Origin of the sequence: Rhodococcus sp. HNM0563 (genome assembly GCF_012726195.1) — a bacterium.
Lineage (GTDB): Bacteria > Actinomycetota > Actinomycetes > Mycobacteriales > Mycobacteriaceae > Rhodococcus.
In genome coordinates this window covers 463,182-488,117 of sequence record NZ_JAASAF010000001.1, presented here as the reverse complement: position 1 = coordinate 488,117, position 24,936 = coordinate 463,182, and the positions used below count along the sequence as shown (strand labels likewise).

At 65.0% G+C, this 24,936-nt stretch carries 22 protein-coding genes and 2 tRNA genes; 11 read left to right on the top strand and 13 right to left on the bottom strand.

The annotated features are described in order from the left end of the window. Positions 1–7 precede the first annotated feature (7 nt). On the top strand, positions 8–1,441 hold the full coding sequence (locus tag HCA61_RS02365) for a carboxyl transferase domain-containing protein (RefSeq protein WP_169686263.1): 1,434 nt from the start codon (positions 8–10) through the stop codon (positions 1,439–1,441). 76 nt (positions 1,442–1,517) lie between these two features. Here HCA61_RS02365 and HCA61_RS02360 read toward each other — a convergent pair whose 3' ends face one another. The 4 genes from HCA61_RS02360 to HCA61_RS02345 form a co-directional block, all read right to left on the bottom strand. After that, positions 1,518–2,024: a DUF3145 domain-containing protein gene (locus HCA61_RS02360; protein WP_169686261.1), complete on the bottom strand. Its 507-nt coding sequence runs from the start codon at positions 2,022–2,024 to the stop codon at positions 1,518–1,520. Between the two features lie 101 nt (positions 2,025–2,125). Further along, positions 2,126–2,956 carry a serine hydrolase domain-containing protein gene (locus HCA61_RS02355; RefSeq protein ID WP_169686259.1) on the bottom strand — a complete coding sequence of 277 codons (831 nt, stop codon included), beginning with the start codon at positions 2,954–2,956 and terminating at the stop codon, positions 2,126–2,128. Positions 2,957–3,010: 54 nt separating this feature from the next. Further along, positions 3,011–4,138 carry an NDMA-dependent alcohol dehydrogenase gene (locus HCA61_RS02350; protein WP_169686257.1) on the bottom strand — a complete coding sequence of 376 codons (1,128 nt, stop codon included), beginning with the start codon at positions 4,136–4,138 and terminating at the stop codon, positions 3,011–3,013. Positions 4,139–4,228: 90 nt separating this feature from the next. Further along, complete coding sequence (locus tag HCA61_RS02345) at positions 4,229–4,744, bottom strand: DinB family protein (protein WP_169686255.1); 516 nt, start codon at positions 4,742–4,744, stop codon at positions 4,229–4,231. A 130-nt stretch (positions 4,745–4,874) separates the two neighbouring features. On the opposite strand from HCA61_RS02345, the gene HCA61_RS02340 reads away from it, so the two are divergent. Both HCA61_RS02340 and HCA61_RS02335 read left to right on the top strand, forming a co-directional pair. After that, the gene (locus HCA61_RS02340; protein ID WP_169686253.1) at positions 4,875–5,294 is read left to right on the top strand and encodes an OB-fold domain-containing protein; all 420 of its coding nucleotides are present in this window, start codon (positions 4,875–4,877) and stop codon (positions 5,292–5,294) included. Between the two features lie 34 nt (positions 5,295–5,328). Beyond that, positions 5,329–6,477, top strand: coding sequence for a thiolase family protein (locus HCA61_RS02335; RefSeq protein ID WP_169686250.1), 1,149 nt, complete (start codon positions 5,329–5,331; stop codon positions 6,475–6,477). 127 nt (positions 6,478–6,604) lie between these two features. Here the strand turns inward: HCA61_RS02335 and HCA61_RS02330 are convergent, their stop codons facing one another. From HCA61_RS02330 to HCA61_RS02320, 3 genes are all read right to left on the bottom strand, one after another. Beyond that, positions 6,605–7,540, bottom strand: a complete 936-nt coding sequence (locus HCA61_RS02330; protein ID WP_169686248.1) for a cyclase family protein — start codon at positions 7,538–7,540, stop codon at positions 6,605–6,607. A gap of 82 nt (positions 7,541–7,622) precedes the next feature. Further along, positions 7,623–8,438, bottom strand: a complete 816-nt coding sequence (locus HCA61_RS02325; RefSeq protein ID WP_169686246.1) for an alpha/beta hydrolase — start codon at positions 8,436–8,438, stop codon at positions 7,623–7,625. 23 nt (positions 8,439–8,461) lie between these two features. Continuing rightward, the gene (locus HCA61_RS02320; protein WP_169686244.1) at positions 8,462–9,358 is read right to left on the bottom strand and encodes a helix-turn-helix domain-containing protein; all 897 of its coding nucleotides are present in this window, start codon (positions 9,356–9,358) and stop codon (positions 8,462–8,464) included. A gap of 101 nt (positions 9,359–9,459) precedes the next feature. Between HCA61_RS02320 and HCA61_RS02315 the strand changes: the two genes are divergently transcribed. The 5 genes from HCA61_RS02315 to HCA61_RS02295 all read left to right on the top strand — a co-directional run bounded on the left by HCA61_RS02315 (position 9,460) and on the right by HCA61_RS02295 (position 15,571). After that, complete coding sequence (locus HCA61_RS02315) at positions 9,460–11,430, top strand: NAD(P)/FAD-dependent oxidoreductase (protein ID WP_169686241.1); 1,971 nt, start codon at positions 9,460–9,462, stop codon at positions 11,428–11,430. Positions 11,431–11,470: 40 nt separating this feature from the next. Further along, the gene (locus tag HCA61_RS02310) at positions 11,471–12,298 is read left to right on the top strand and encodes an SDR family NAD(P)-dependent oxidoreductase (RefSeq protein ID WP_169686239.1); all 828 of its coding nucleotides are present in this window, start codon (positions 11,471–11,473) and stop codon (positions 12,296–12,298) included. After that, the gene (locus HCA61_RS02305) at positions 12,282–13,100 is read left to right on the top strand and encodes an SDR family oxidoreductase (protein WP_169686237.1); all 819 of its coding nucleotides are present in this window, start codon (positions 12,282–12,284) and stop codon (positions 13,098–13,100) included. The genes HCA61_RS02310 and HCA61_RS02305 overlap by 17 nt, the downstream gene beginning before the upstream one ends. A gap of 52 nt (positions 13,101–13,152) precedes the next feature. Further along, entirely contained in the window at positions 13,153–13,923 is a 771-nt protein-coding gene (locus HCA61_RS02300; protein WP_169686235.1) for a glucose 1-dehydrogenase, read from the top strand. A gap of 67 nt (positions 13,924–13,990) precedes the next feature. Then, on the top strand, positions 13,991–15,571 hold the full coding sequence (locus HCA61_RS02295; protein ID WP_169686233.1) for an ABC transporter substrate-binding protein: 1,581 nt from the start codon (positions 13,991–13,993) through the stop codon (positions 15,569–15,571). Between the two features lie 10 nt (positions 15,572–15,581). Here HCA61_RS02295 and HCA61_RS02290 read toward each other — a convergent pair whose 3' ends face one another. The 3 genes from HCA61_RS02290 to HCA61_RS02280 all read right to left on the bottom strand — a co-directional run bounded on the left by HCA61_RS02290 (position 15,582) and on the right by HCA61_RS02280 (position 16,971). Continuing rightward, positions 15,582–16,565, bottom strand: a complete 984-nt coding sequence (locus tag HCA61_RS02290) for an endonuclease/exonuclease/phosphatase family protein (RefSeq protein ID WP_240958883.1) — start codon at positions 16,563–16,565, stop codon at positions 15,582–15,584. Between the two features lie 16 nt (positions 16,566–16,581). Continuing rightward, positions 16,582–16,655, bottom strand: a tRNA-Ile gene (locus HCA61_RS02285). 243 nt (positions 16,656–16,898) lie between these two features. Further along, a tRNA-Asn gene (locus HCA61_RS02280) sits at positions 16,899–16,971 on the bottom strand. A 153-nt stretch (positions 16,972–17,124) separates the two neighbouring features. On the opposite strand from HCA61_RS02280, the gene HCA61_RS02275 reads away from it, so the two are divergent. Further along, complete coding sequence (locus HCA61_RS02275) at positions 17,125–17,367, top strand: hypothetical protein (protein WP_169686231.1); 243 nt, start codon at positions 17,125–17,127, stop codon at positions 17,365–17,367. 2 nt (positions 17,368–17,369) lie between these two features. Here HCA61_RS02275 and dnaG read toward each other — a convergent pair whose 3' ends face one another. From dnaG to HCA61_RS02260, 3 genes are read right to left on the bottom strand one after another with little or no spacing between them, the layout of a single operon-like run. Then, entirely contained in the window at positions 17,370–19,289 is a 1,920-nt protein-coding gene (gene dnaG, locus HCA61_RS02270; RefSeq protein WP_169686229.1) for a DNA primase, read from the bottom strand. 48 nt (positions 19,290–19,337) lie between these two features. Beyond that, positions 19,338–20,609, bottom strand: coding sequence for a deoxyguanosinetriphosphate triphosphohydrolase (locus HCA61_RS02265; RefSeq protein WP_169686846.1), 1,272 nt, complete (start codon positions 20,607–20,609; stop codon positions 19,338–19,340). Positions 20,610–20,638: 29 nt separating this feature from the next. Beyond that, positions 20,639–21,235 (bottom strand): YdcF family protein, encoded by a 597-nt coding sequence (locus HCA61_RS02260; protein WP_308198787.1) that lies wholly within the window; start codon positions 21,233–21,235, stop codon positions 20,639–20,641. Between the two features lie 184 nt (positions 21,236–21,419). On the opposite strand from HCA61_RS02260, the gene HCA61_RS02255 reads away from it, so the two are divergent. After that, on the top strand, positions 21,420–23,423 hold the full coding sequence (locus HCA61_RS02255; protein WP_169686226.1) for a TPM domain-containing protein: 2,004 nt from the start codon (positions 21,420–21,422) through the stop codon (positions 23,421–23,423). Between the two features lie 126 nt (positions 23,424–23,549). After that, complete coding sequence (locus tag HCA61_RS02250; RefSeq protein WP_169686845.1) at positions 23,550–24,914, top strand: cytochrome P450; 1,365 nt, start codon at positions 23,550–23,552, stop codon at positions 24,912–24,914. The last annotated feature ends 22 nt before the right edge of the window (positions 24,915–24,936 follow it).

Genomic DNA, 24,936 nt, shown 5'->3' with positions numbered 1-24,936 from the left:
GCACCCGATGACAATTCTGGATCCAGTCAACCAGCGCGACAGCGCAGTGGACCCCCGCGATCCGCTGGCCCGCCTCGAGAAGCTGTTCGATCCGGGATCGGTGGAACTGCTCCACCCGCGCGACAACTCCGGCGTCCTCGCTGCGATCGGTCGCATCGACGGTGTGCGCACCGTCGCCTACTGTTCGGACGCGACCGTGATGGGCGGTGCGATGGGCGTCGAAGGATGCCGGCACATCGTCCACGCGATCGACACTGCGATCGACAACGAACATCCCGTCGTCGGACTGTTCCATTCCGGCGGTGCCCGTCTCGCCGAGGGCGTCGAGGCCCTCCACGCGGTCGGCCTCGTCTTCGAAGCAATGGTCCGCGCCTCGGGCCACGTCCCCCAGATTTCGGTCGTTCTCGGCTTCGCCGCGGGCGGCGCTGCCTACGGTCCGGCCCTCACCGACATCGTCATCATGGCGCCCGAGGGCCGTGTCTTCGTCACCGGCCCCGACGTGGTGAAGAGCGTCACCGGGGAGCAGGTCGACATGGAGGCCCTCGGCGGCCCCGACACCCACACCAAGAAATCCGGCGTGGCCCACATCGCGGCCCACGACCAGGAGGACGCGCTTCATCGCGCCCGCCGCCTCGTGTCGATGCTCGCAGAGCAAGGTCGATTCGATGTTGCAGCCGCCGAACGCGGCGACACCGATCTCCGTGCCTTGATGCCCGAGTCCGCGCGTCGCGCATACGACGTGCGGCCGATCGTCCACGAACTGCTCGACAACGTCGATGGAGAATCGAGCTTCGAAGAGCTTCAGGGCAATTGGGCACGCAGCATCGTCACAGGGTTCGGGCGTCTCGGCGGTCGTACCGTCGGAGTCATCGCGAACAACCCCTTGCGTCTCGGTGGCTGCCTCAATTCCGAGAGTGCCGAGAAATCTGCCCGATTCGTCCGTATGTGCAATGCCTTCGGCGTGCCCCTCGTCGTCGTGGTCGATGTTCCCGGCTACCTGCCCGGCGTGAGCCAGGAATGGGAGGGCGTCGTGCGGCGCGGAGCCAAGCTTCTACATGCCTTCGCTGAAGCCACCGTGCCGCGCGTGACGCTCGTGACCCGCAAGATCTACGGCGGTGCCTACATCGCCATGAACTCGCGTGCGCTCGGCGCAACTGCAGTGTTCGCATGGCCGGAGTCGGAGGTCGCCGTCATGGGAGCGAAGGCTGCGGTAGGAATTCTGCACAAGAAGGCGCTCGCCGCAGCACCCGACGACGAGCGCGAGGCATTGCACGACCGTCTCGCAGCCGAGCACGAGGCGCTGGCAGGTGGGGTCGGCCGGGCGATGTCGATCGGGGTGGTCGACGAGATGATCGAGCCGTCGAAGACCCGCAGCACACTTGCGGCAGCGCTCGCCGCAGCACCGGCACGCCGCGGCAGGCACAAGAACATTCCGCTGTAGCTCCGCGTATGAGTCGGGGCCTGTCATCTGTGGATGACAGGCCCCGACTCATACGCGTGTCGCTGGTGGATCTCGATCAGCCGACGTCGCGGCGAAGCCACGTGACTTCGGCGCCGTCGTCGCCGCTTCGGAAGGGTTCGAGTTCATCGTCCCATGCGGTGCCCAGGCAACGGTGGATCTCGCCCTCGACGTCCGAGGAGGCCAGGATCGCCCGCAGGCGCATCTCGCCGATCACGACATCGCCGTTCGCACTGGTATTGCCGCGCCACAGTCCCAGATGCGGTACGTGGCTGTACCGCTCACCGTCGACTCCCTCGCTCGGGTTCTCGGTGATCTCGAACCTGAGCATGGGCCATACCCTCAACGCTTCGACCAACCTGGCTGCAGTGCCGACCGGCCCGGTCCAATCCACTGAAGTGCGCAGCAGCCCCTCCCCCGCGGGCTGGCCTGTCCACGTCAAATCGGGGCGGCTGTCCAACGTGGACGCCAATGCCCATTCGATGTGTGGACACACCGCAGCAGGCGACGAATGGACATAGACCACCCCGGTCGTCGCATCCGCGAACTGGTTCGATGCGCGCATACATTCACCTCCGATCAGACGAGGACGTCTTCCCCAACGACCTCTTCCTGAAGGCGATGCAATGCAGCTATCGACAGTGTGCCGGTGTTGCGCCTGTTTCGCTAGCGAACGGCAGAGGTTTTTGTGATCTCGCCCAGTACGGCGTCGTTGAACTCGGCCCACAGCGGCTTCGCCCACTCACCGAACGCCCGGTTTGTGAGTATTACGCACGCTGTGTCGATTTCGGGGTCAACCCAGAGAAACGTTCCCGACTGACCGAAATGACCGAAAGTGCGCGGCGAATGCGCAGTGCCGGTCCAATGCGGAGTCTTCTCCCCTCGCAGTTCGAAACCGAGACCCCAGTCGTTCGGCTTGAACATCCCGTATCCCGGCACGATTCCGTTCAGTCCGGGAAACTGCACCCGAGTCGCCTCGCCGAGGGTCCGGGGGGACACGAGAACAGGATTCAACAGCTCCGCGGCGAATCGAACCAGGTCATCCACCGACGAACTGGCACCATGCCCCGCCGACCCCGACAACGTCGACGACCGCATGCCGAGTGGCTCGAACACGGCCTGGTGAAGATAGTCGGCGAACCCGATCTCGGTCTCACTCTCGACGAGATCCGCGAGGACCTCGAATCCGGCACTCGAGTAGATGCGTTTACGTTCCGGCTCGGCCTGGACGGTCCGGTCACCGAAGGCGAGCCCCGAGGCATGCGAGAGCAGGTGCCGCACCGTGGACCCCGGCGGGCCTGCGGGCTGATCAAGCTCGATCGCGCCCTCTTCGACGGCCACGAGAAGTGCGTACGCGACCAGCGGCTTGGTCACCGACGCGAGGGCGTACACCTCGGCCGGATCACCCACGGACCCGACAACGCCGCCGTCGCGGGTGAGAACCGCGCCGGCGGCGTGATCGACGGGCCAGTCGGGGATCAGAGAGAGGCTGCGCACCAGAACAGACTACGGGGGCACCCGATCAACCTGCGAGATCACCCGTATGCCTCGTCACCAGTCGGCTTCGGTGTACCGGATGACGCCGCGGATGTTCTTGCCGTCGAGCATGTCCTTGTAGCCTTCGTTGATCTGCTCGAGGCTGTACGTACGTGTGACCATGTCGGCCAGGTTGAGCTGACCGGAGCGATACAGATCCAAAAGATTCGGGATGTCGACCCGTGCGTTGCAGCCACCGAAAATGTTGCCCTTGAGGTCCTTCTGCAGCATCGAGAACAAGAACGAGTTCAACTTGACGTCCATGTCCGCCATGTAGCCCATCGCGGTGACGACACACTTGCCGCCTTTCGCCGTAAGGGTCAGCGAGGGATCAACGAGATCGCCGGTCATCTCACCGACGGTGATGATCGTCTTCTGGCACATCCGGCCCCACGTGATCTCCATGATCGGCACGATCGCCTCTTCGATGGATGCGTATGCGTGAGTAGCGCCGAACTTCAGAGCCTGTTCGCGCTTCCACGGCACCGGATCGATCGCGAACACGTGGCGCGCACCGGAAGCCACGGCCCCCTGCAGGGCGCTCATACCCACACCGCCGATGCCGATCACTGCGACGGAGTCTCCCGCCTTCACGTCGGCGATGTGCGTCGCCGAGCCCCAGCCGGTGGGAACGCCGCAACCCACGAGTGCGGCAAGTTCGAAGGGGATGTCCTCGCCGATCTTCACGACCTGGGTCTGATTGACCGTCATATACGGCGAGAATGTGCCGAGGAGGCACATCGGGATGACGTTCTCGCCGCGCGCCTGCATGCGGTAGCTGCCGTCGGAGATCGCCTGGCCGCTGAGGAGTCCCGCTCCCAGATCGCAGAGGTTCGATTGCCCGATGGCACACGACGGACACTGTCCGCACGCCGGGATGAACGACAGGACGACATGGTCTCCCACCTCGAGCCCGACGACGCCGTCACCGACCTTGGTGATGACACCGGACCCCTCATGACCACCCATCACCGGATAGGACGGCATCGGAGTCGCGCCGGTGACGATGTGGTGATCCGAGTGGCACATGCCTGCGGCTTCCATGCGGATCTGCACTTCCCCCGCAACCGGATCACCGAGCTCGATCTCCTCGACCGACCACGGCTCGTTGAGCCCCCACAGCAGTGCACCCTTGGTCTTCATCTGGCTACGCCCTCCATCACATTGCAGCTTGTGCACGTGACACTAACCACAAAACGCCAGAATTGGAACAGGTTCTACCGGAATTCTTTCTTACCGCACATCCCACAGATGATGGACGTGCTCGTGGGCGAAATACAGCGCCAGAGTGCCGACGGTGAACCTCGCCCCGTCACCTCGTCGTCCGCTCCGCGAACGTAGTGCCACCGGCACCCCCGCGAAGGCCTGCGCCGCTCGGCCGCTCACTTCCGTCAACTCGCGAGCGACGGTCGCGGGGTCCTGATCTCCGTACGCGTCGTCGACCGCGGCGGCATCCTGATCCCAGTCCTCGAACGGCGGATCGTCCTGGGCAAGCATCGATTCGAGTCGGGCCTGACACACCCGGGCAACATCACGCAAGTGCGCTGCATACTCGAGCGCCGACCACGAGGCGTCATTCGGCCGCAGTGCGGCATCGTCACGCGACAAGACTGCAGGCCACCGCTCAGAACTGCTGCGCACAAGGCCGGGGATGTGGTCGTAGGGCATCGCACCCGGGTCGAACCCACAGTCGGCGCACGCGCGCTCGACCACCCAGGTCCAGTCCTTGCCGTCCGGTCGGATCACCATGCTCCGATCGTAGAGACCGATAGGAACAGCACACTCTCATTGTAGAGAATGGCATTTCCGTCTAACGTGAACATCATGCCGGTATGCGGCAAGAAGCGACGCGACGGCATCGGACAACGGAGGACGACATATGACGACGAAGGCGCTCGCGCCCGACGTATCCACATGGCCGGCGGCAGACCCGCAGCTGATCGGCAGTCGCTGCGACGACTGCGCAGCGACGATGTGGCCGGCACAGCCCCGGTGTGCCCGCTGCAGCGGCGCCAACATCTCCGAGCTGCTGCTCCCACGCCGCGGAACTCTCGTGGCATGGACCACTCAGGGATTCGTCCCCAAGCAGCCCTATGCCGGCAGTGAGACTGCTGAGAATTTCGAACCGTTCGCGTTCGGTCTCATCGAGCTCGGCGACGTGGTCCGCGTCGAGGCACGTCTCACCGAGAACGATCCGGCGAAGCTGAAGCCCGGCATGGAACTCGAACTCACCTTCGTGCCCTTCTACACGGACGCCGAGGGAACCGACATCGTCACTTGGGCGTTCGCGCCGATCTGATCTACCTACACCCGATCGAGGAGTCCAAAGAACTATGAACGACGTTGCCATCATCGGTGTGGGCCTTCACCCGTTCGGCAGATTCGGCGCCAAGTCGGCCATCGAGATGGCCGCTGACGCGATCCAGCTCGCGCTCGAAGATTCGGGCGTGGCGTGGAGAGACATCCAGTTCGGCATCGGCGGCAGCTACGAAGTCGACAACACCGATGCCGTCACCCGCCTGGTGGGCCTGACCGGAATCCCCTTCACCAACGTGTTCAACGCGTGCGCCACATCGGCCAGCGCCATCGAGCAGACCGCCGACGGCATCCGCTCCGGCAAGTACGACATCGGTATCGCCGTCGGCACCGACAAGCATCCCCGCGGCGCCTTCACCGCCGATCCCGCGATGCTCGGCCTTCCGGCCTGGTACGCCGAGAACGGCCAGTTCGTCACCACCAAGTTCTTCGGCATGAAGGCCAACCGGTACGTCATCGACCACAACATCTCGCACGAGACCTTGGCCCGAGTCGCCGCGAAGAACTACCGCAACGGGGGCAAGAACCCGAAGGCGTTCCGCCGCACCGAGTTCAGCCTCGACGAGATCCTCTCGTCGCCGATGCTGAACTACCCGCTGACCGCCAAGATGTTCTGCGCCCCCGACGAGGGCGCTGCCGCAGTCATCATGTGCCGCGGGGATCTCGCGGCGAAGTTCTCGTCGAACAAGCCCGTATACCTGCGGTCGACGGCGATCCGCACCCGCACATACGGGGCCTACGAAGTACACGCGACGTGGGCCGCCACCGAAGAGGATGTCTCCCCCACCGTGTACGCAGCGAAGGCAGCGTACGAGGCCGCGGGAATCGGTCCCGAGGACGTCGATGTCGCACAGCTGCAGGACACCGACGCGGGTGCCGAGGTCATCCACATGGCCGAGACGGGTCTGTGCGCCGATGGCGACCAGGAGAAGCTCATTGCCGAGGGCGCCACCGAGATCGGTGGATCGCTGCCTGTGAATACCGATGGCGGTCTCATCGCCAACGGCGAGCCCATCGGCGCCTCGGGCATTCGCCAGGTACATGAGCTCGTCCACCAGCTCCGCGGCACCGCAGGCGAACGTCAGGTTCCCGGCAACCCGCGCGTCGGACTCGCACAGGTCTACGGCGCGCCCGGTACCGCGGCCGCGTCGATCCTGTCGCTCTGAACACCAGCACCGACCGGTAGCGGGAGGGCCACCCACGAGTGTTCCGTGGGCGGCCCTCCCGCCCAGCTCGTTTCGGAGTCGGCCGATAGGGCACGTCACAGCGGGCCCGGCCGTGAGCAGCGCGCCGCTACTTGACTGCGATGGGGTTGAGCGGGGAGCCGACACCGCCCGGGATGTTGAGCGGGCAGGCAACGAACATGCACTCGTACACGCCGTCGGCGGCACAGTCCTCGGCAAGGGCTTCGAAGTCGAACATCTCACCCAAGAGCAGGCCCATGTCGCGGAGCGCGACCATGTGGAACGGAATCATCGGCCCACCCGAGTTCACGCCGAGCGCCTCCACTGCGAGGTTGTCCGCACACACGGCCGCAATGCCACGGTCACGAACCCACCGGGCGCATTCCCACGTGAGGCCCGGCGATCCGCTGAGTCCGACGTCGGCTCCGCGCCGATGCTGCGGATACGTGCCGGTACGCAACAACAGGATGTCGCCCTCGGACACGGTGATTCGTGCGTCGTCCAGTACGGCGTCGAGGGTCTCCGGCGTGACCCGGGTCCCCGGCTCGAGATAGTCGACACCGAGGTGACGTGGTACGTCGACGAGGATTCCGCGGGACACGACCCCTGCCACCAGATTCTGAATGGAGAGACGCTCTGCACCCCATGCGGTGACGGTGTCGTGATGGAAGCCGTTGTAGAGCAGATCGTCGTACCAGACGTGTGCCAGAGCATCGAAATGCGTCGTCGAATGGGTTCCGAGAATCAGCATGTCCTCGGACGAACACACCTCGAGGACTTGACCTTTCGGCATATCACCGCGATATCGCGTCATGGTGTGGATCGGATTGAAGCGTCCGCTGGTCCGGATGTCGTGAGGACCGTGCTCATCGGCGGGCATCGACAACGAGAACGACGTCCCACGCCGGACCGTCGCGGCGGCCGCCTGGACCTTTGCCGGCGTGAGCAGGTTGAGTGTGCCGCGCTGATCTTCGGTACCCCAACGACCCCAGTTGCTCAGCTCGCGCCCGAGCTCGCGGATCCCGTCCATGTCGATCGTCGCCAACCCGGCCTCCCCGTCGTCGCACACCAGAATTCAGATCCGGCACCAGGAGAACATAATTCTCTCGGTGGTCGTGGGCAACCCTTCAGCGCCGAGCATTCGATCCGAACAACTCGTCGAGCTGTTCCGCCATGTACGAAATCGCCGCCTCTGACGCAGTCGTCGCGGGGTAGGACAGATTCCAGATGTGCGGCACACCCTCGTGCACCTTCACGCGCACATCGACTCCGGCGTCCTCCGCCGTGCGCGCCAACAACAATGTGTCATCCTGCAGAACCTCCGAATCACTGCACTGCACGATGAGGCGCGGCTGACCTTTCCAGTCACCGAGCACCGGCGATACCATCGGATCCACCGCAGGATGACCGGCCAGGTACGCGGCCGCCGCCTCCGTTGCCTGCTCCAGCGAGAACCGCTCATCAGTGTGCTGGTTCTCCAGGAAACTACTCGCGGTGTTGCGCAGATCGGCCCACGGCGAGTAGAGAAATGCGCAGGCAGGTGGTGGGATCTCGAGCTGCCGAAGACGCAGCGACAACGCCGCCGCGAGCCCACCTCCCGCAGAATCGCCCCACAGCGCGAGACGTTCGCCCGGTACCGATCCAGCCACCCACCGGTACGCCGTGACCGCGTCGTCCAGGGCTGCTGGGAACGCACATTCGCCGGAGAGCCGGTACCCGACCGCGAACACCTGCGTCTCGCACCGCGCCGCAATCCGGGCGATACTGTCGGCAAAGATCTGCGGCGAGCCCTTCCGATAGCCGCCGCCGTGGAAATGCAGCAGCGCTGCATCCGGTCGAGCGTCGACGGGCCGCACCCGCAGTATCGGCACCGGCGCGGAATCGAGCGCCTCGATTTCGACGCCCAGGCGCCCACTCGTCGACGCGGGTTCTGTGTCGGTCATAACCATCCTCGTTTGTCACATCGTCAGAGCGGCTCGCCCCAATCATGGTTCGGCGCACGGCCGCCGATCTGCCGGGTCAGGAGCTGAGCCGACGCAATCACCGGTTGCGCGGCAGCGGGAATCGACCTGCCGTCCATCTCACCGAGGTGAAGAAGCGTGAGGCAGAACGCAACGCGCCCATCGGGATCGAACACGGGAACCGCAATGTTTCCTATGTTGTACACGGCGTCCGGCTCGAACTCCAGCACCGCGTAGTCGGGCAGCTGCTCGAAGAACTGCTCCAGCAGGGATTCTCGCAGATCGCGATCGTTCGGACGCTCCGCCAGCTTCTGCGACACCGAGGGCCGACCGGGACGCAGGTCGTCGAGTCCGATCGAATAACCCCGCTGCCGAACCACCGAACCGTATGCTCGGAGATACTCGGCGACGCGTTCCTGCAGTTCCTCGGGTAGTTCCGCGATCCATTCGCGCCCTTCCGCCGGCGGCATCCACGCCAGGAACGGCTGCCCGATCGGTGGCTGAAGCGGAATGCGCTGCCCCGGCGCAAGCTCGACCGATCGCCCTGTCGGCTTTCCCTCCACCGCAATGCAGAGCACGTCACGTCCCACTTGGACCGTGCCGGAGCATTCGAGACCCGTGGCCTCGGCCAGGTTGACCATCTCGATACGAGCGAGGTCGATGACGGGGAGGGCGTCGGCTGCCGCATGGCCGACCGCCGCCGCGGCAGGACCGAGTGTGTACGTCTTGTGACGCGGATGCCGCGAGACGTATCCCTCATCGTTCATCACCTTGAGCACCGCGAACATCGATCCGGGGCTCACATCCAGCGCCCGGGAGAGCTCGCTCAGCGTGAACGTGCCCCGCTGATTCGCGGTGAGGAAGTCGAGCACTTGAAGTGCGCGACGCGCCGAGAGAGCCATCCACATCCTTTTCTCGAAGATCGTTGACGTCGATACCAGCTGACGCTAGCGTATTCCACCAAGTCCTGAAACACTTTTCGATATACTGAAAAGAGACTCCGGTGGAAGAAAATACATTCATTCGACGCGCTCTGGCCGGTTCTAATCTCCACGCCTTGCGGTTGGCGTTGCTTCACGCCACCGGCGACCCGGCCCTCGCCGCGATGAAACTCGAACTCGTCCCGATTCGCAGCGGCGCCGCATTCGAGATGACCATCGCGGAGGAACACCGCGAAGAACTACTCCGACGGGCCGAGAAGTTCGTGGCAACGGAAGCTGCCGACTATGTCCCCGAGCAATTGGACGAGAACCGGGTACGCACGATGATGGAACTCGCACTCGGGCAGGAACTCACGGACGAGGAGTTCTTCGTCGCACGGACGATGCCTGCCCTCGAGGAGTTTCCGGTCTTCTCGCAATGGAGCCGTGAGCGTCCCCGACGCGCGGACGACTTCAGCGCCGTCATCGTCGGAGCCGGACTCTGCGGCATTGCGATGGGCGTACAACTCGAACAACTCGGGATCTCGTACGTGATCTACGAGCGACGCCCGGATGTCGGAGGAACCTGGGCAATCAACACCTACCCGGATGCGCGCGTCGACACTGCCAGTACCACCTACGAATACAGCTTCGTGAAGAACTATCCCTGGTCGGAGCAGTACGCGCGGCAACCCGAAGTGCGCCGCTACATCGAGACGGTCGCAAAGACCTACGGCGTATACGACCGCATTCGCTTCGAACATGAAGTTCTGTCGGCCGACTTCGACCAGGAGACCGCCACGTGGTCTCTACTCGTGACCGACGCGACCGGCAAGACCGAAACCGTGACCTGCAATTTCACCGTCACGGCCACCGGACTGTTCTCCACCCCGAAAAAGCTGGACACGGACGGTATCGACGACTTCACGGGCGAGATTCTCCACACGACCGAGTGGACCGAAGGGCACACCGTCGAAGGCAAGACCGCCGCGATCATCGGCAACGGCTCCACCGGCGTCCAACTACTGGCCCGGATCGCCGAGGGCGCCGACCAGGTCTATGTGTTCCAGCGAACTCCGCAGTGGATCGCACCACGCGAAGGCTACGGCGAACCGGTGACCGAGGAAATGCGGTGGGTGCTCGACAATATTCCGCACTACTGGAACTGGGCCCGCACCACCGCCCTCAAGCCCGCCGACCCCCGCGGCACAATCACGCCCGATCCCGAATGGCGCGCCGCCGGAGGTCAGTTCAGCGAGAGCAACGACAAACTCCGGGCGAACCTGACCCAGTACATCCGAACTCAGGTCGACGATCGATCGGATCTCGTCGAGCGCCTCATCCCCGACTACACGCCGGCAGCACGTCGTCCGGTCGTGGACAACAAGTGGTACCGGTCCCTGACCCGCGACAACGTCGAACTGGTGACGGACGGCATCGTGAAGTTCACCGACACCGGCATCGTCACCTCCGACGGCACCGTCCGCGAGGTCGATCTCGTTCTGACCGCCGTCGGATTCGAAGTCACGAAGTGGCTCTGGCCCATCGATTTCCGCGGCCGCGACGGTGTACACATCGAGGATCGATGGAACCTGGACGGAGGCCCCCGCGCTTTCCAGGGGCTGGCCATCCCGGAGTTCCCGAACATGTTCGTGCTCTACGGCCCCAACGCGCAGCCGGCGACGGGCGGTGGAATAGGACTCGGCGGCCTTCCCGCGTGGATGGAGTCGTGGGTCGGGTACATCGCCCGGGTCATGATTGCGGTCATCGAGGACGGCCATCATTGCGCCGAGGTGACCGATGCCGCGTTCTGGGAGTACAACAACGCGGTCGACGACGAAGCGAGCAGGCTCATCTGGCTCGATCCCGCCGCGAACCCGGAGAAGAACTACTACGTCAACGAACACGGCAGGCTCAGCACGAGCACCCCCCTGCCGGGCCTCGACCTCGCGACACGCTTCCTCGGCTTCTCTCGTGACGACTTCGTGTTCACCCGAATCCATTCCGGCACGAACACCGAAGAAGAACAGCCATCGTTCGTCACGGTGTCCTGATCCGGCACACCCACTCCACCGACAAGAGAGTTGCACCCACATGATCGATCTAGGTTTGGACGGCGCCCGGGCCATCGTCATCGGCGCCGGGTTCGTGCCGATGCGTGCCGGACACGGCCGCGGCTCGGCACTGCAATTGGCCCGCGCCGGCGCCACCGTGGCGTGTGTCGACAAGAACGCTGAACGGGCCGAGCGGATCGTCCGTGAGATCAACGACGAAGGCGGCAAGGCATTTGCGATCGTCGCCGACGTGCTCGACTCCGATCGAGCTCGTCGCGCGGTCGACGAGGCCACCTCCCGGATGGGCGGCCTCGATGTGTGCGTCGACATAGTCGGTCAGGCCATGTGGAGCAAGGCCGCCGAGTTCTCCGACGACGAGTGGAACGCGCAGCTCCTGGTCAACCTCACGCAGGTCTTCTACGTCTTCAAAGCGGCCGTCCCACATCTCGCAGCCAACGAACGAGGCGGATCGCTCATAGCGCTGACCTCGGTCGACGGGATCGGCTCGTCGCGGTTCCACGCTGCATACGGCGCCGCCAAAGCCGGCGTCATGTCGCTCGTGAAGACATTCGCGGACGAGTACGGCAAGGACGGCGTGCGGGTCAACTCGGTCGCACCGGGCAACGTCGGAGGCGGAAACTGGGATCTTCCCGAGGTTGCCTTCGGTGAGGATGTCGTCAATGCTCTCGCGCCGCCACGGGGCCGCGACATCGCCGACGCCGTGCTGTTTCTCGCATCGCGACTGTCCGCGAAGGTCACCGGCCAAACCCTCGTCGTCGACGGAGGTGCACTGGCATTGAGCCCGTGGGGCATGAAGGAAGAACACATCGGCCGGAACATTGCCTTCTCCAATGCCACGCAGGACTGAGGACGGCATGCCCTCGATCACCGACGCATTCCTCGTCACCGGGAAGGTCGCGCTCGTCACCGGCGGCGGTAGCGGCATAGGCCGGGAGGCTGCGCTCGTCCTTGCGGCAGCGGGCGCGCACGTCGTCGCGACCGACGTGAACGAGGCCGGTCTCGCGGAGACACGCGCACACGGCGAAGAGCAGCAATCCCCGATCGCCACACAGCGCCTGGACGTGTCCGACCCCGTAGCGGTAGCGCGCGTCGTCGACGAAACCGTCGCGGAATACGGGCACCTCGACATCCTCGTCAACGCCGCGGGGATCATGGTCATGCGAAATGCGCTCGACGTGACTCCCGATGAGCTCGACCGCGTCCTCCGGATCAATGTCGGCGGCACTTTCTACGCATGCCAGGCTGCGGGCCGGGTCATGAATTCCGGCGGGAGCATCATCAACCTCGCCTCGAGCATCATCGACCGCACCAGCCCCGGACGAATCACGTATGCGATGTCCAAGGGCGCGATCGTCCAAGCCACCCGCACCTTCGCCTTGGAACTCGCGCCCGCAGGTATCCGAGTCAACTCCATCGCACCCGGATGGGTCGAAACGGGTATGACCAACCAGCACTGGACCGACACCGACGGCATTGTCGACGACGAGAAGCGGGCTGCGTATGTGCAGATGATGGCCGCGGCGTCGCCGCTCGGGGTCGTCGGCACTACCCGCGACATAGCGTTGACCGTTCTTCAACTTGCTTCGGGGGCAGGCTCGTTCGTCACCGGCCAGGTAGTGCGGATCAACGGCGGATCGTTCATGGCGTGAGCGTCGAGCAGATCCGAGTATCCGTAGGTCCCACAGACGAGGAGAGCCTCACATGAGCGGAAGACTTCAAGGCAAGGTTGCAGTGGTCACGGGCGGCGCCAGCGGCATCGGCGAGGCCTCCGTGCGGCGGTTCATCGGTGAGGGAGCGCGTGTCGTCATCGCCGATGTCGACGATCAACGGGGGAAGACCGTCGCCGACGAATTGGGCTCGGCTGCGCTGTTCGTCCACGCGGACGTCACCGACCAAGGCGATTGGACTCATCTACTGGCGACGACGAGCGCGCATTTCGCGCCACTCGATGTGCTTGTCAACAATGCAGGAGGCGGACGCGGTGTCGGCAAGATCGTCGACGAAGTCTACGAGGGGCACCGCGCGATCCTCGATCTCAATCTCTCGTCGGTGTGGATGGGTACCCGCGCCGCACTGCCGGTCATGGGAGCGCATGGTGGCGGGTCCATCGTCAACATCTCGTCGATCGACGGACTCGTCGGTGTCGAAGGGATGACGTCGTATGCCGCATCGAAGTTCGCGGTCACAGGCCTGACCAGAACGGTGGCCTTCGAAGGCGGCCCCCACAACGTGCGCATCAACTCGGTCCACCCGGGATTCATCCGGACGCCGATGACGGCCAAGCACACCGGGGCGGTGAAAGCCCGGCTCGAATCGGCGATCCAGAAGCAACCGATCACCCGATTCGGTACGCCGGAGGACATCGCGAACGCCGTCCTGTTCTTCGCATCGGACGAGAGCTCGTACTGCACAGGCACATCCCTCGTCGTCGACGGTGGCCAGCTCGCCGGTCCGCACCGGGATCCGATGTGACCCGGGCATCGCAGGGAGCACGCACCCCCACCACGTTCATTGCATCCCGCCCTACGAGAGGTAACCGATGATCAGACGCAAGCGTCTCATCTCCGCGGCGGTCGCCGCCTTGTGCTCAGCTACGTTGGCGCTCACCTCCTGCAGTGCTCCCGAGAGCGGAAACGGTTCCGGTGGCAGCGATGCTCCGGTGGGCGATCCGGTCGCCGGCGGCACACTGCAGGCGATCCAGGGCAGAGAGCCGATCAGCCTCGATCCGTCGGACATCTCCAACGTCTGGACACACTCCCCGCTGCTGGGCAATGCCCTGTACGGCACGTTGATCACCAACAATGTCGAGACGCAGGAAATCGAGTATTCGATGGCCACCGATTTCTCGACCGACGATGGCGGGCAGACGTTCACCCTGAAACTACGCCCTGGACTGATGTTCACTGACGGGACTCCGCTCGATGCTGCCGCAGTCGAGTACAACTGGGATCGGCTACGCGACCCGAGCAGGGGTTCGGCGTCGTTCCGTCAGGCCGAACAGATCGCCGACGTGCAGGCCGTGGACGCAGAGACGTTGACCGTGACGCTGGTGTCGCCGAACCCGAACTTCCCGAATTCCCTGCTCGTGTCCGCCCTCAACTGGATCGCATCGCCGACCGCCCTCGAACAGGGCAGGGAGGCGTTCGACAAGAATCCGGTCGGCGCAGGTCCGTTCACTCTCACCGAATGGGCCCGTCAGGACGTCATCCAGCTGGTCGAGAACCCCGGATACTGGGACGCACCCCGACCCTATCTGGATGGAATCACGCTGCGCACGGTTCCTGCCGCCGATCAACGCCTCAACACACTGTCCACCGGGGGCACGGATCTCGCGTCGGAATCGAATTGGCTGAACCTGTCCAGAGCGGACGACCTCGGCCTCGACACGGAGATCGTTCCGATGGGTGGCGGCCAGTACTTCGCCATGAACACCCGCCGCGCTCCGTTCGACGACGAACGCGCCCGACGAGCCGTGAACCTGGCCGCCGACATGGAAAACGTCAACCTTGTCGCTTTCGAAGGCACCGGCGTCGTCCCGCAGACCCTCTTCCCCGAGGGATCACCCTTTTACGAGGACATCTCGCTCCAGCAGAGCGATGCCGAAGAGGCACAACGCTTGTTCGACGAGCTCGCCGCAGAAGGCAAGCCGCTGTCCTTCACCTTCACGACCTACTCCCTGGTCGAATCCAGAGCGGCGGCAGAAGCACTGCAGGCGCAGCTGCGCGCGTTCGACAACGTCGAGGTCGCGGTGGAAACCCTCGACTTCGCCGCAGCGCAAACACGAGTCAACTCGCGAGACTTCGACATGACCATCTCGTCCGCCAACATCCAGGATCCGGATGGCCCCCTCTGGTCCGCCTTCCACAGCAGTTCGCAGGGAAACACCACAGGTATCGACGACGATCAGCTCGATGCCGCCCTGGAGGCAGGTCGAGTCGGCACCACAACAGAGGAGCGAAAGGCCGCGTACGACGCTGCCCAGAAGCGGCTGACCGAACTCGTCCCCGGGGTCTGGTTCATCCAGTCCCCTCCCGCCACGATCTCCGGCACCGACATTCACGGAGTCCGTCTCTACGGCATGGGATCACCACTACCCGACGGCATGTGGATCTCGGAGTGATCCGACGCCGTCATCGCGGCGGCCGGTCGAGCCGAATCTGCGCGACCACCGCCCGGTGATCCGACCCTGGCAGCGTCACTGTCTCCACGGACGTCGCACGTCCCCCAGCAACAAGGATGTGGTCGATGCCGACCAGCGGCGGAATCCGCTTGTCGGTCGGGTAGGTGAACAGAAAACCTGCGCCCACCTGTTCTGCAGTGTCCCGGAGGCGGCCGCTGAGCATCGCCCGGTACTGCGTGTGGTCATAGGTCGCGTTGAAGTCCGCTCCTACGACCACCGGGACCGCCGGTGGCGCAGATTCGAGTATCCCTTGCAGGCGTGACAATTCATCTGCCCAGACGTGGGTGTCGTAGACCGGCGGCACCGGATGGAACGCGTAGACAGCGACGGGGCCGCCCCCTGGCACGGCTGCCGTCGCCGAAACCTGGTTCATGACGAAGCCGTCGTACTCGACCTCGTCGGACAGCGGGTACCGGCTCCAGATCCCGGTCCCGCCCGCACCGGGCTCCGGCGACACGAAGTGATACGGCAACATCCGATCGAGGCCTTCGCGCGCATAGGCTTCGACCGCTTCGGGTGTCAGCTCACTCACGGTCAGCAGATCGACGCGGCGCTCCTCGACTTCGGAGACCACAGTTGCCGGATCGGCTTCACCGAAGAGAACGTTGGCCTGCATCACGGTGAGCACCTCTCCCCCGCCACCGGCCGATTCCCCGATGTATCGGGGCGCCTGGATCCACACTGCGGCGACGACGATCAGCAGCGCCACCGCGGTAGCAACGCGATACCGCAACAGCGCGAAGACCACCGCGCCGACCACAGCACCCACCATGAGGTACGACGCCGCGGATGCCGCGAGGACAGGAAGTCGCGCCGACGAGGTGCTGTAGTGCAACCCGACCCCGACCGCGCCGACGAGGGTCGCGAGACCCGCCACGACCGCCGCAGCCCACCGAAACGCCGTCACCATCACACCCGACAGCAAAGCACGCAAAGATGTAGAGAGGATGTGGGGCGGGCGGGGCTCGAACCCGCGACCAATGGATTATGAGTCCACGGCTCTAACCGACTGAGCTACCGCCCCTCTGCAGCGACACGTCGCCGCAGAGCACTCTCCCGTACCGGACAGCGCGTACGCATGGTACCCGGCAGCAGATACCTTCCGACGCATCGGGGGTCGCGACCCCTCTGAGAAACCTTCCCCCGCTTACTCGGGTCTCCTCAGGTTGTCGACGCGAGGAAACCCGAGAACGTGGGGGAAAGTCGCGAACCTGGCCTACAACCCAGAAATCCTCCCACCCCGCGTGGGGTGGGAGGATTTCGTGCGCTCCCCCGGCTGGACTCGAACCAGCAACCCTTCGATTAACAGTCGAATGCTCTGCCAATTGAGCTACAGGGGATTGACCTGCGGTGCTCCGGGGCGTTTCCCCCGGTGCGTGAAAAACCATAGCGCCCCTCCCACCGCAGCACCAAATCGCCTGCATGTGGGCATGCGGAGCGTCATCGGGCAGGATGGAGCAGACGCGCACACAGGGTGGAAGGACGACACATTGATGGGATTGTTGGTCGGGGTTGCCGCGGGATACGTGCTCGGCACCCGGGCAGGCCGAGCCCGATACGAACAGATCAGCAAGACCGCCAAGGCGGTGGCCGCCAGTCCGGTCACCAAAAAGGCCATCGAGGTGGGACGCCAGAAGCTCTCGGACTCATTGAACCCGCAGCCGAAGCTCGAACCGATGAAGCCGATCGACGAGACGACGACGGTCATGATCCCGCGAGATCAGCTCAAGAAGTAGCGTCAGCCGGCCAGGCCATCGCTGCCCGAATCGCCGATGGCCTGGTCGAGCAGGCTACGCCGATACTGTTCCAATGCGACGAGGTCGCCGAGCAGCGCATGGAATTCGTCCGACTCCGTGGCCGGCGAGATGCGTTGCAGCTTCGATTTGAGCTCTGCGACCTGCTCGCCTACCCATACTTCCTGCAGACGCGCGAGCACTCCCCCGATGTAGCGGGGCATGCGGTCCTCTTCCGCGGGGATCGGCTCGACTGCGAGTTCCGTCACCAGCGAGTGCACAACCGGGTCGGTTGCGGCGCGACCGACCGCGTCGACCCATTCGGCACCGCCCATTCCCGAACCGACGCCACCGACGCGAGCGATCGCCTCCCGCACGGCAGAATACGCGGGGTCGGTGAACGTCTCAGCGGGCAAGGAATCGAACACCGTGCCCGCGATACCCGGATACTGCAGCGCAGCCTTGAGGCCGTCTCGTTGCGGCCACAGCGCAGGGTCGCCCGGCCGTGGACGGCGCATCGCCGACTCCTGCGACGAGGAACTCTTGTCGACCGCGGCGGCCCGCGATCGGGGCGCTGATGCCCGGCTGCTCCCGCGACGCGCGTCTTCCTGGACTCGGCGGCGAACCATGGGGATGTCGTCCCAGCCCACCCAGTGGGCCAGTTGCACCGCGTAATTGTCCCGCAGGGAGCGGTCCTTGATCTGGGCAACAACCGGTACACAGCGACGGAGCGCTTCGACGCGCCCTTCCGCCGTGTCGAGATCGTGTTCGAGCAGGATCGACTTCACCACGAACTCGAACATCGGGGTGCGCCGCGCGACGAGATCACGGACAGCGGTGTCGCCGGATGCCTGCCGGAGCTCGCACGGATCCATACCTTCCGGTGCGATCGCCACGTACGTCTTCGCTGCCGTCTTCTGGTCGCCCTCGAACGCTTTCATGGCCGCGGCCTGCCCGGCGGCGTCACCGTCGAAGGTGTAGATGACCTCGCCGCGGAAGTAGCTGTCGTCCATGAGCAGGCGCCGCAGCATCGCGAGGTGCTCATCACCGAACGCGGTACCGCACGAGGCAACAGCGGTTCTCACCCCGGCGAGGTGCATGGCCATGACATCCGTATAGCCCTCGACGATCACCGCCTGATGCGATTTGGCGATCTCCCGCTTCGCGAGGTCGAGACCGAACAGCACCTGAGACTTCTTGTACAGCACCGTTTCCGGCGTATTCATGTACTTGGCGGTGATGGTGTCGTCGTCGTAGAGCCTGCGGGCACCGAATCCGATGACATCGCCTGCGAGATTGCGGATGGGCCAGAGCAACCGGCGGTGGAACCGGTCGATCGGTCCGCGACGCCCCTGCCGCGACAATCCCGCCACCTCGAGTTCCGCAAACTCGAATCCGCGGCCGAGAAGGTGCTTGGTGAGCTGATCCCAGCCCGCCGGCGCGTACCCGCAGCCGAACATCTCGGCGGCAGACTGGTCGAAGCTGCGCTCGGTGAGGTAGTCGCGCGCGGCCTGCGCGTCGGGGCTGCGGAGCTGTTCGGCGTAGAACTGCTGCGCAGCGGCATTCGCGGCAACCAGACGGGCACGGGTACCGCGATCGCGCTGCACGGATGGGCCGCCGCCCTCGTAGCTGAGGGTGTAGCCGACACGTTCGGCGAGCTGCTCGACCGCCTCCACGAAGCTGACGTGTTCGATCTTCTGGATGAACGAGTACACGTCGCCACCCTCACCGCAACCGAAGCAGTGGAAATGCCCGTGGTTGGGTCGGACGTGGAACGACGGCGACTTCTCGTCGTGGAAGGGGCACAGCCCCTTCATCGAGTCGGCGCCCCCACGTTTGAGGGCGACATAGTCGCCCACTATGTCTTCGATCCGAACGCGGTCGCGAATGGCCGCGATGTCTCTGTCTGAAATTCTGCCGGCCACGACGACGAGTCTAGGCCGTGATCACACCACGTCCGGCAGCGGACGCTGCTAGCCCCAACTGGCCTGCGCGGCGAGACTGTCGCGGTCGATCCGCTCCAGTCGCGATTCGGTACAGGACGCGATCTGATCGACGACGACACGCACCTTGGCTGCCTCGTCGGGCGCGGCCTCCCACTCCGCGACGTAGATCGGGTCGAGGCCTACCGGCGCCGTACGCAGCAACCATTCGGCCACCCGATGGATTCGTTCGCGCTGGCCCGCCTGCCTCGTTCGATGAGCGCTGTCGGACATCACGAACTGCAGAGCCATGGTCTTGAGCAACGCGACCTCGGACGCCACGATCGACGGGATCACCAGGTCGGCGTCGTAGCGGGTGATCGGCGCATCGCCGGTGGCGGCACGGGTACCGCTGATCGCGGCCGTCGCATAACGGCCGACGAGTTCACTGGTGAGCCGTTTGAGCGCGACAGAGCTGGTGAGCGTGCCGTCGTATGTTCCCACCCCGACCACGACAGGCAGAGTGAACAGGCGCTGCGCGGCCTCCTCGAGCTCGGCCGGGTCGAGGCCGGAGAACTCTTTCATGCCCAGTGCGATCAGACCGGCCACGGAGTCGGCGTCGCCGAGGATCCGCAGGTCGATGCGACCGTCGATCACACCGTCTTCGACGTCGTGCACCGAGTAGGCGACGTCGTCGGACCAATCCATGATCTGCGCCTCGAGGCACCGGCGACGCTCGGGAGCACCGTCGCGGATCCAGTCCAGTTCGTCGGCGTCGTCGTCGTAAGCGCCGAACTTCGCTCCCGGCGCGGGGCGGATCCACGGATATTTGAGCGTCGCGTCCAACGAGGTACGAGTGAGATTCAAGCCCGCGCTCGTGCCGTCCGCATGGAGGATCTTCGGTTCGAGTGCAGTGAGGATCCGCAGGTTCTGGGCATTTCCTTCGAAGCCCCCGCACGGCGCCGCGACCTCGTCGAGCGCGCGTTCACCATTGTGGCCGTAGGGCGGGTGACCGATGTCGTGGGCGAGTCCTGCCAGGTCGACCACGTCGGGGTCGGCCCCGAGTCCTTCGGCGATGCTACGACCGATCTGGCCTACCTCCATCGAGTGGGTGAGCCGGGTGCGTGGGGTGTCGCCGTCGCGGGGACCCACCACCTGCGTTTTGTCCGCGAGGCGGCGTAGAGCAGCGCAGTGTTGGACGCGGGCGCGGTCGCGCGCGAAGGCGGTGCGATCGGCCGCAGCGGCTTCCGCACCGGCAAGTCCCGATCGTTTCGGCGCTTCCTCCGCACGCCGCGCGAGGTCGTGTTCGCTGTATCCCGGCATCCCACCGCCCTTCGTCGTTGCGCTTCTGCTCACTGGTCTGCCGTGTATTCGAAATCCGCCGAGTAATGCGTGATCTGGTACCAGATGAGCGCCCCGGTTTCCCGGGCAATGCCGTGGAACTGCGACTCGCGTGTGAATACTGCCGGACCCTGCCGAGTGGGTGCGGTCCATGCATCGAGCCCGGCATCGCGTGCCATCGTCCGCGTGCGCAGGCCGTGCCAGGGGTCGCTCACCAGGACGGCGGAAGACAGACCCATCTCGCTCATCTCCTCGCTGACCGCCTTGATGCTCAGGAGGGTGTCGGACCCCTCCTCGACCGCCACGATGGCGTCCGCGGGCACGCCGGACTCGATGAGGTAGTTCTTGCCCGCGGCCGCTTCGGTGAACAGATCGCCCTCCTGCTTGCCACCGACCGTGACGATCGTGTCGGAGACACCGTGTTCGTAGAGTTTGCGCGCCTGCTCGAGGCGCGCCTCGAACACCGGCGACGGAGTTCCCGAGTACTGAGCGGCACCGAGGACGACGATGGCGTCGGCCGGTGTCCAGTCATCGATGCGCGCAACCTGCCACACCCGCACTGCCGTGCCGCCCACCACCAGGAGCGCAGCGAGGATCACTCCGGCAATCAGTCGACGGCACCACCGAGCGAGTCGAGCCCCGAGACTGCGCTGGTCGTCGGCGACGCTCGTGGCGATGTCGGGGCGGCGGGATGCGGTGCTCACTCCCCGATTCTGCCAGTGTCCGCCCGGACACCCTTGCGGACACGCACCACGGAACCATCCGGACGCACGAAACCTATAGATTCGTCCCATGGCTCACCCACCGGCCGCGCAACGGCATCTCACGCCTGCCGCACTCGCCCTCATTCCCGTCCTGCTCGCGGTCGCAGCCTGGTTGATGGCTCCTGCACTGGCCTCCGCCGAGCCGCCGTCGCGACTTCCGCAACCGATCACCGACACAGCGGGTGTACTGAGCGACGACGACACCGCCCGCATCCAGGCCGCGACGAATGTCTTGTACGACGAGCATCAGCTGCAGCTGTGGGTCACGTACGTGTCGACGTTCGACGGGTACGACCGCGATACCTGGGCCCAGACAACTGCGCGAGCCAGCGGATTCGGCTCGGACACCGCCCTGCTCGCTGTCGCGACCGACGATCGCGACTTCGCACTGTGGACTCCGAATGGATCCGAGATCAGCTCGTCCGAACGCGACCGGATCGCGACGAACGACGTCACGCCAGCGTTGCGCACGAGCGACTGGGCGGGAGCCGCAGTGGCCGCCGCCGAAGGCCTCGGCAACGCCCTGACCCCCTCGAGCGCACCCGTGACGACGCTGCTGGTCGGCGGTGGTGTCATCGCCGCAGGTGCCGGCGGGGTGTACCTGTACTCACGGCGGTCGAAGAGCAAGCGCGCGGAGGCCGGTGCCGCGCAGGCGGCCCAGCTCGACCCCAATGACGTAGGCAGTCTGCGTTCGCTGCCGCTCGAGGGTCTCGAACTGTATGCGCAGGAGGTACTCGTCGAGACCGACAACGCGGTGCGATCGAGTTCTGAAGCTCTCGAGCTGGCGCGCGGCGAGTTCGGGCCGTCGGCGGTGCAACCGTTCGACCGGGCCTACGAGCAGGCCAGAGCTGCTCTGACTTCCGCGTTCGAGATCAGGCAGCGTCTCGACGACGACATCCCGGATACCCCGCAGCAGCAGCGCGACATGCTCGTGCAGTTGATCTCGTCGTGCGGTAAGGCGAACAACGATCTCGACGCGCAGGTCGAGGCGTTCGACACCATGCGCAATCTGCTTCTCGATGCCCCGAAACGCCTCGACGCGCTGACTCAGCGCGCAATCGGGCTGCGGGCGCGGCTCCCCCGGTCCGAGACGGTCCTCACCCAGCTGCGCGGCGAGTTCCCTGCCGGTGCGCTGGCCCCGGTCGCCGACAATGTCGAACTCGCGCGGGAGGAAATCTCGTTTGCCGAGAAGGCAATCGACGAGGGCCGGACCGCGGTCGCGCGACCCGCAGGCGAGCAGGGCGACGCGGTACGCGCCATCCGCGAAGCCGAGGGCGGCCTGGGTCATGCGACCACGCTGCTCGACTCCCTCGATCATGCGGCCGAGGACATCCGACGAGCCATCGCAACGCTCCCCGCCGCGATGGAGGATGCGACACAGGGCATCGCAGATGCTGCGCAGCTCGCAGCGGCGGGCGGACCGGAACTCGACGAAGCACGGAGGGCAGCCCAGGACGCGCTCGATCGTGCGCGGGCCGAGCAGCACAACGACCCGCTGGGCAGTTTCACACGCGTGGTGGAAACCGATGCACGACTCGACGCGTTGCGGGCTCGGACCCGTGAGGCGCAAGAAGCCGCGGAGCAGGCCCGGCTACGCTTGCAACAGGACATTGCAGCGGCACGAGCACAGGTCACCGCTGCGTCGGATTTCATCGGCACGAGACGCGGTGTCGTCGGAGCGCAGGCCCGCACCCGGTTGTCCGAGGCCGAGCGTCACCTGCAAGCAGCACAGCAACTGGAGCACTCCGATTCCGCCGCCGCGATGCAGCACGCGCAGTCCGCCGCGAACCTGGCTGCGAAGGCGTTGCAGTCGGCTCAGAACGATGTGCAGAAGTGGGACCGGCAGCAGCGGCCCCCGGGTGGAGGCTCCTCGGGCGGCAACATGACCGGCGCGATCCTCGGCGGCATCCTCATCAACAGCGTCCTGAACAGCGGCCGCGGAGGCGGTGGCTTCGGCGGTGGTGGCGGTTTCGGCGGCGGTGGCGGTTTCGGCGGCGGTGGTTTCGGCGGGTCGAGCGGGGGCCGTTTCTAGAGAACACGCCGAGCCCACACCATCAGTGATGCGAGAACATCACTCTCGCCACCACCGAATTGCTTTCTTGTTTCGGAGATCCCTGGTAGCTTGCCCGTCAACCGCCGAATAGGTGATGAATGCCACATTCCACGTGAGGAGCTCCTTGTCGTGACGCAGACGGATTCCGGCAGAAATCGCATCCACTTCGATCGACACGCCCCTGCGTATCGAGAACAGTTCGAGTCGATCACCAAGGACATGCACGCGGGTTGTCCCATTGCGTGGACCGACACCCACGGTGGGCATTGGGTCGCGGCCGGGGCCGACGAGGTGTTCCACCTCGCCCGGTCCGAAGACATCTCCAACGACAACGACGTCCAGGGCGTCCGGCGCGGATACCGTGGCATCACGATTCCCACCGGAGAACTGCCGAACGGCGCACGCGGCGGCATGCTCGAGATGGACCCGCCCGAGCATCGGTACTACCGCCAGACGCTGAACCCCTACCTCTCACCGGCGGCTGTCAAACGATGGATTCCGGTCATCGACGAGGTGGTCCGCGCGTGTCTCGACGAAAAGATCACCACCGGACGGATCGACTTCGTCGACGATCTCGCAAATATCGTGCCTGCGGTGCTCACCCTCGGAATGCTCGGCATCCCGCTCGAAAAATGGGCGATCTACAACGAACCGGTGCACGCGTCGGTGTATACCCCGCCCGACTCCCCCGATCGAGCCCGCGTCGCAGACCTGCAACGCGCGATGGGAGCCGACCTCTACGCCGCTGTCGCGCAGGCTCGCGTGGATCCACGTCCCGGACTTGTGAATGCGGTGGTGCATGCGGATATCGACGGCGAGAATCCGCCCGATGTGGAAGTCCTCGGCATGCTGTCGCTGTTGATCGGCGGAGGATTCGATACGACGACCGCACTCACCGCGCACTCACTCGAATGGCTGTCACACAACCCGGACCAGCGAGAACTGCTGAGCCGCGAGCGGGAGACCTTACTCGACTCCGCAACCGAGGAATTCCTGCGATTCTTCACACCCGCCTCCGGAGACGGGCGTACCTTCTCGGCCGACTGCGAATACGCAGGAGCACAGTTCCAAGAAGGCGAACGACTGTGGCTCTCGTGGGCGATGGCCAACCGTGATCCGGCGCTGTTCGACGATCCTCACAACATCGATCTCGAACGAAAAGGAAATCGCCACTTCAGTTTCGGACTCGGGATTCATCGCTGCATCGGATCCAACGTCGCGCGGACAGTGTTCAAACGGATGCTCGTCGCGGTACTGGACCGAATGCCGGACTTCCACTGCGACCCCACCGAGGCCGTGCATTACGAGACCATCGGGATCATCCAGGGAATGCGGAACCTTCCCGCAACCTTCACTCCCGGCCCCCGACTGGGCGCCGGTCTCGACGAGACGCTCGCCCGACTTCAGACGGAGTGCGACGAGCAAGGACTCGCCGAGCCCATCACAGCGCAGACCGGAAAGTCGCAGTAGACGCAGAAGGCAGGCCCACCGC

Bases quoted from the DNA above. Each gene is read 5' to 3' on its own strand.
- HCA61_RS02365 (WP_169686263.1), top strand. From the start codon at position 8: ATGACAATTCTGGATCCAGTCAACCAGCGCGACAGCGCAGTGGACCCC.
- HCA61_RS02360 (WP_169686261.1), bottom strand. From the start codon at position 2,024: ATGCGCGCATCGAACCAGTTCGCGGATGCGACGACCGGGGTGGTCTAT.
- HCA61_RS02350 (WP_169686257.1), bottom strand. From the start codon at position 4,138: ATGAAGACCAAGGGTGCACTGCTGTGGGGGCTCAACGAGCCGTGGTCG.
- HCA61_RS02345 (WP_169686255.1), bottom strand. From the start codon at position 4,744: ATGGTGATCCGACCGGACGGCAAGGACTGGACCTGGGTGGTCGAGCGC.
- HCA61_RS02340 (WP_169686253.1), top strand. From the start codon at position 4,875: ATGACGACGAAGGCGCTCGCGCCCGACGTATCCACATGGCCGGCGGCA.
- HCA61_RS02335 (WP_169686250.1), top strand. From the start codon at position 5,329: ATGAACGACGTTGCCATCATCGGTGTGGGCCTTCACCCGTTCGGCAGA.
- HCA61_RS02325 (WP_169686246.1), bottom strand. From the start codon at position 8,438: ATGACCGACACAGAACCCGCGTCGACGAGTGGGCGCCTGGGCGTCGAA.
- HCA61_RS02320 (WP_169686244.1), bottom strand. From the start codon at position 9,358: ATGGCTCTCTCGGCGCGTCGCGCACTTCAAGTGCTCGACTTCCTCACC.
- HCA61_RS02310 (WP_169686239.1), top strand. From the start codon at position 11,471: ATGATCGATCTAGGTTTGGACGGCGCCCGGGCCATCGTCATCGGCGCC.
- HCA61_RS02305 (WP_169686237.1), top strand. From the start codon at position 12,282: ATGCCACGCAGGACTGAGGACGGCATGCCCTCGATCACCGACGCATTC.
- HCA61_RS02300 (WP_169686235.1), top strand. From the start codon at position 13,153: ATGAGCGGAAGACTTCAAGGCAAGGTTGCAGTGGTCACGGGCGGCGCC.
- HCA61_RS02295 (WP_169686233.1), top strand. From the start codon at position 13,991: ATGATCAGACGCAAGCGTCTCATCTCCGCGGCGGTCGCCGCCTTGTGC.
- HCA61_RS02275 (WP_169686231.1), top strand. From the start codon at position 17,125: ATGGGATTGTTGGTCGGGGTTGCCGCGGGATACGTGCTCGGCACCCGG.
- HCA61_RS02265 (WP_169686846.1), bottom strand. From the start codon at position 20,609: ATGCCGGGATACAGCGAACACGACCTCGCGCGGCGTGCGGAGGAAGCG.
- HCA61_RS02255 (WP_169686226.1), top strand. From the start codon at position 21,420: ATGGCTCACCCACCGGCCGCGCAACGGCATCTCACGCCTGCCGCACTC.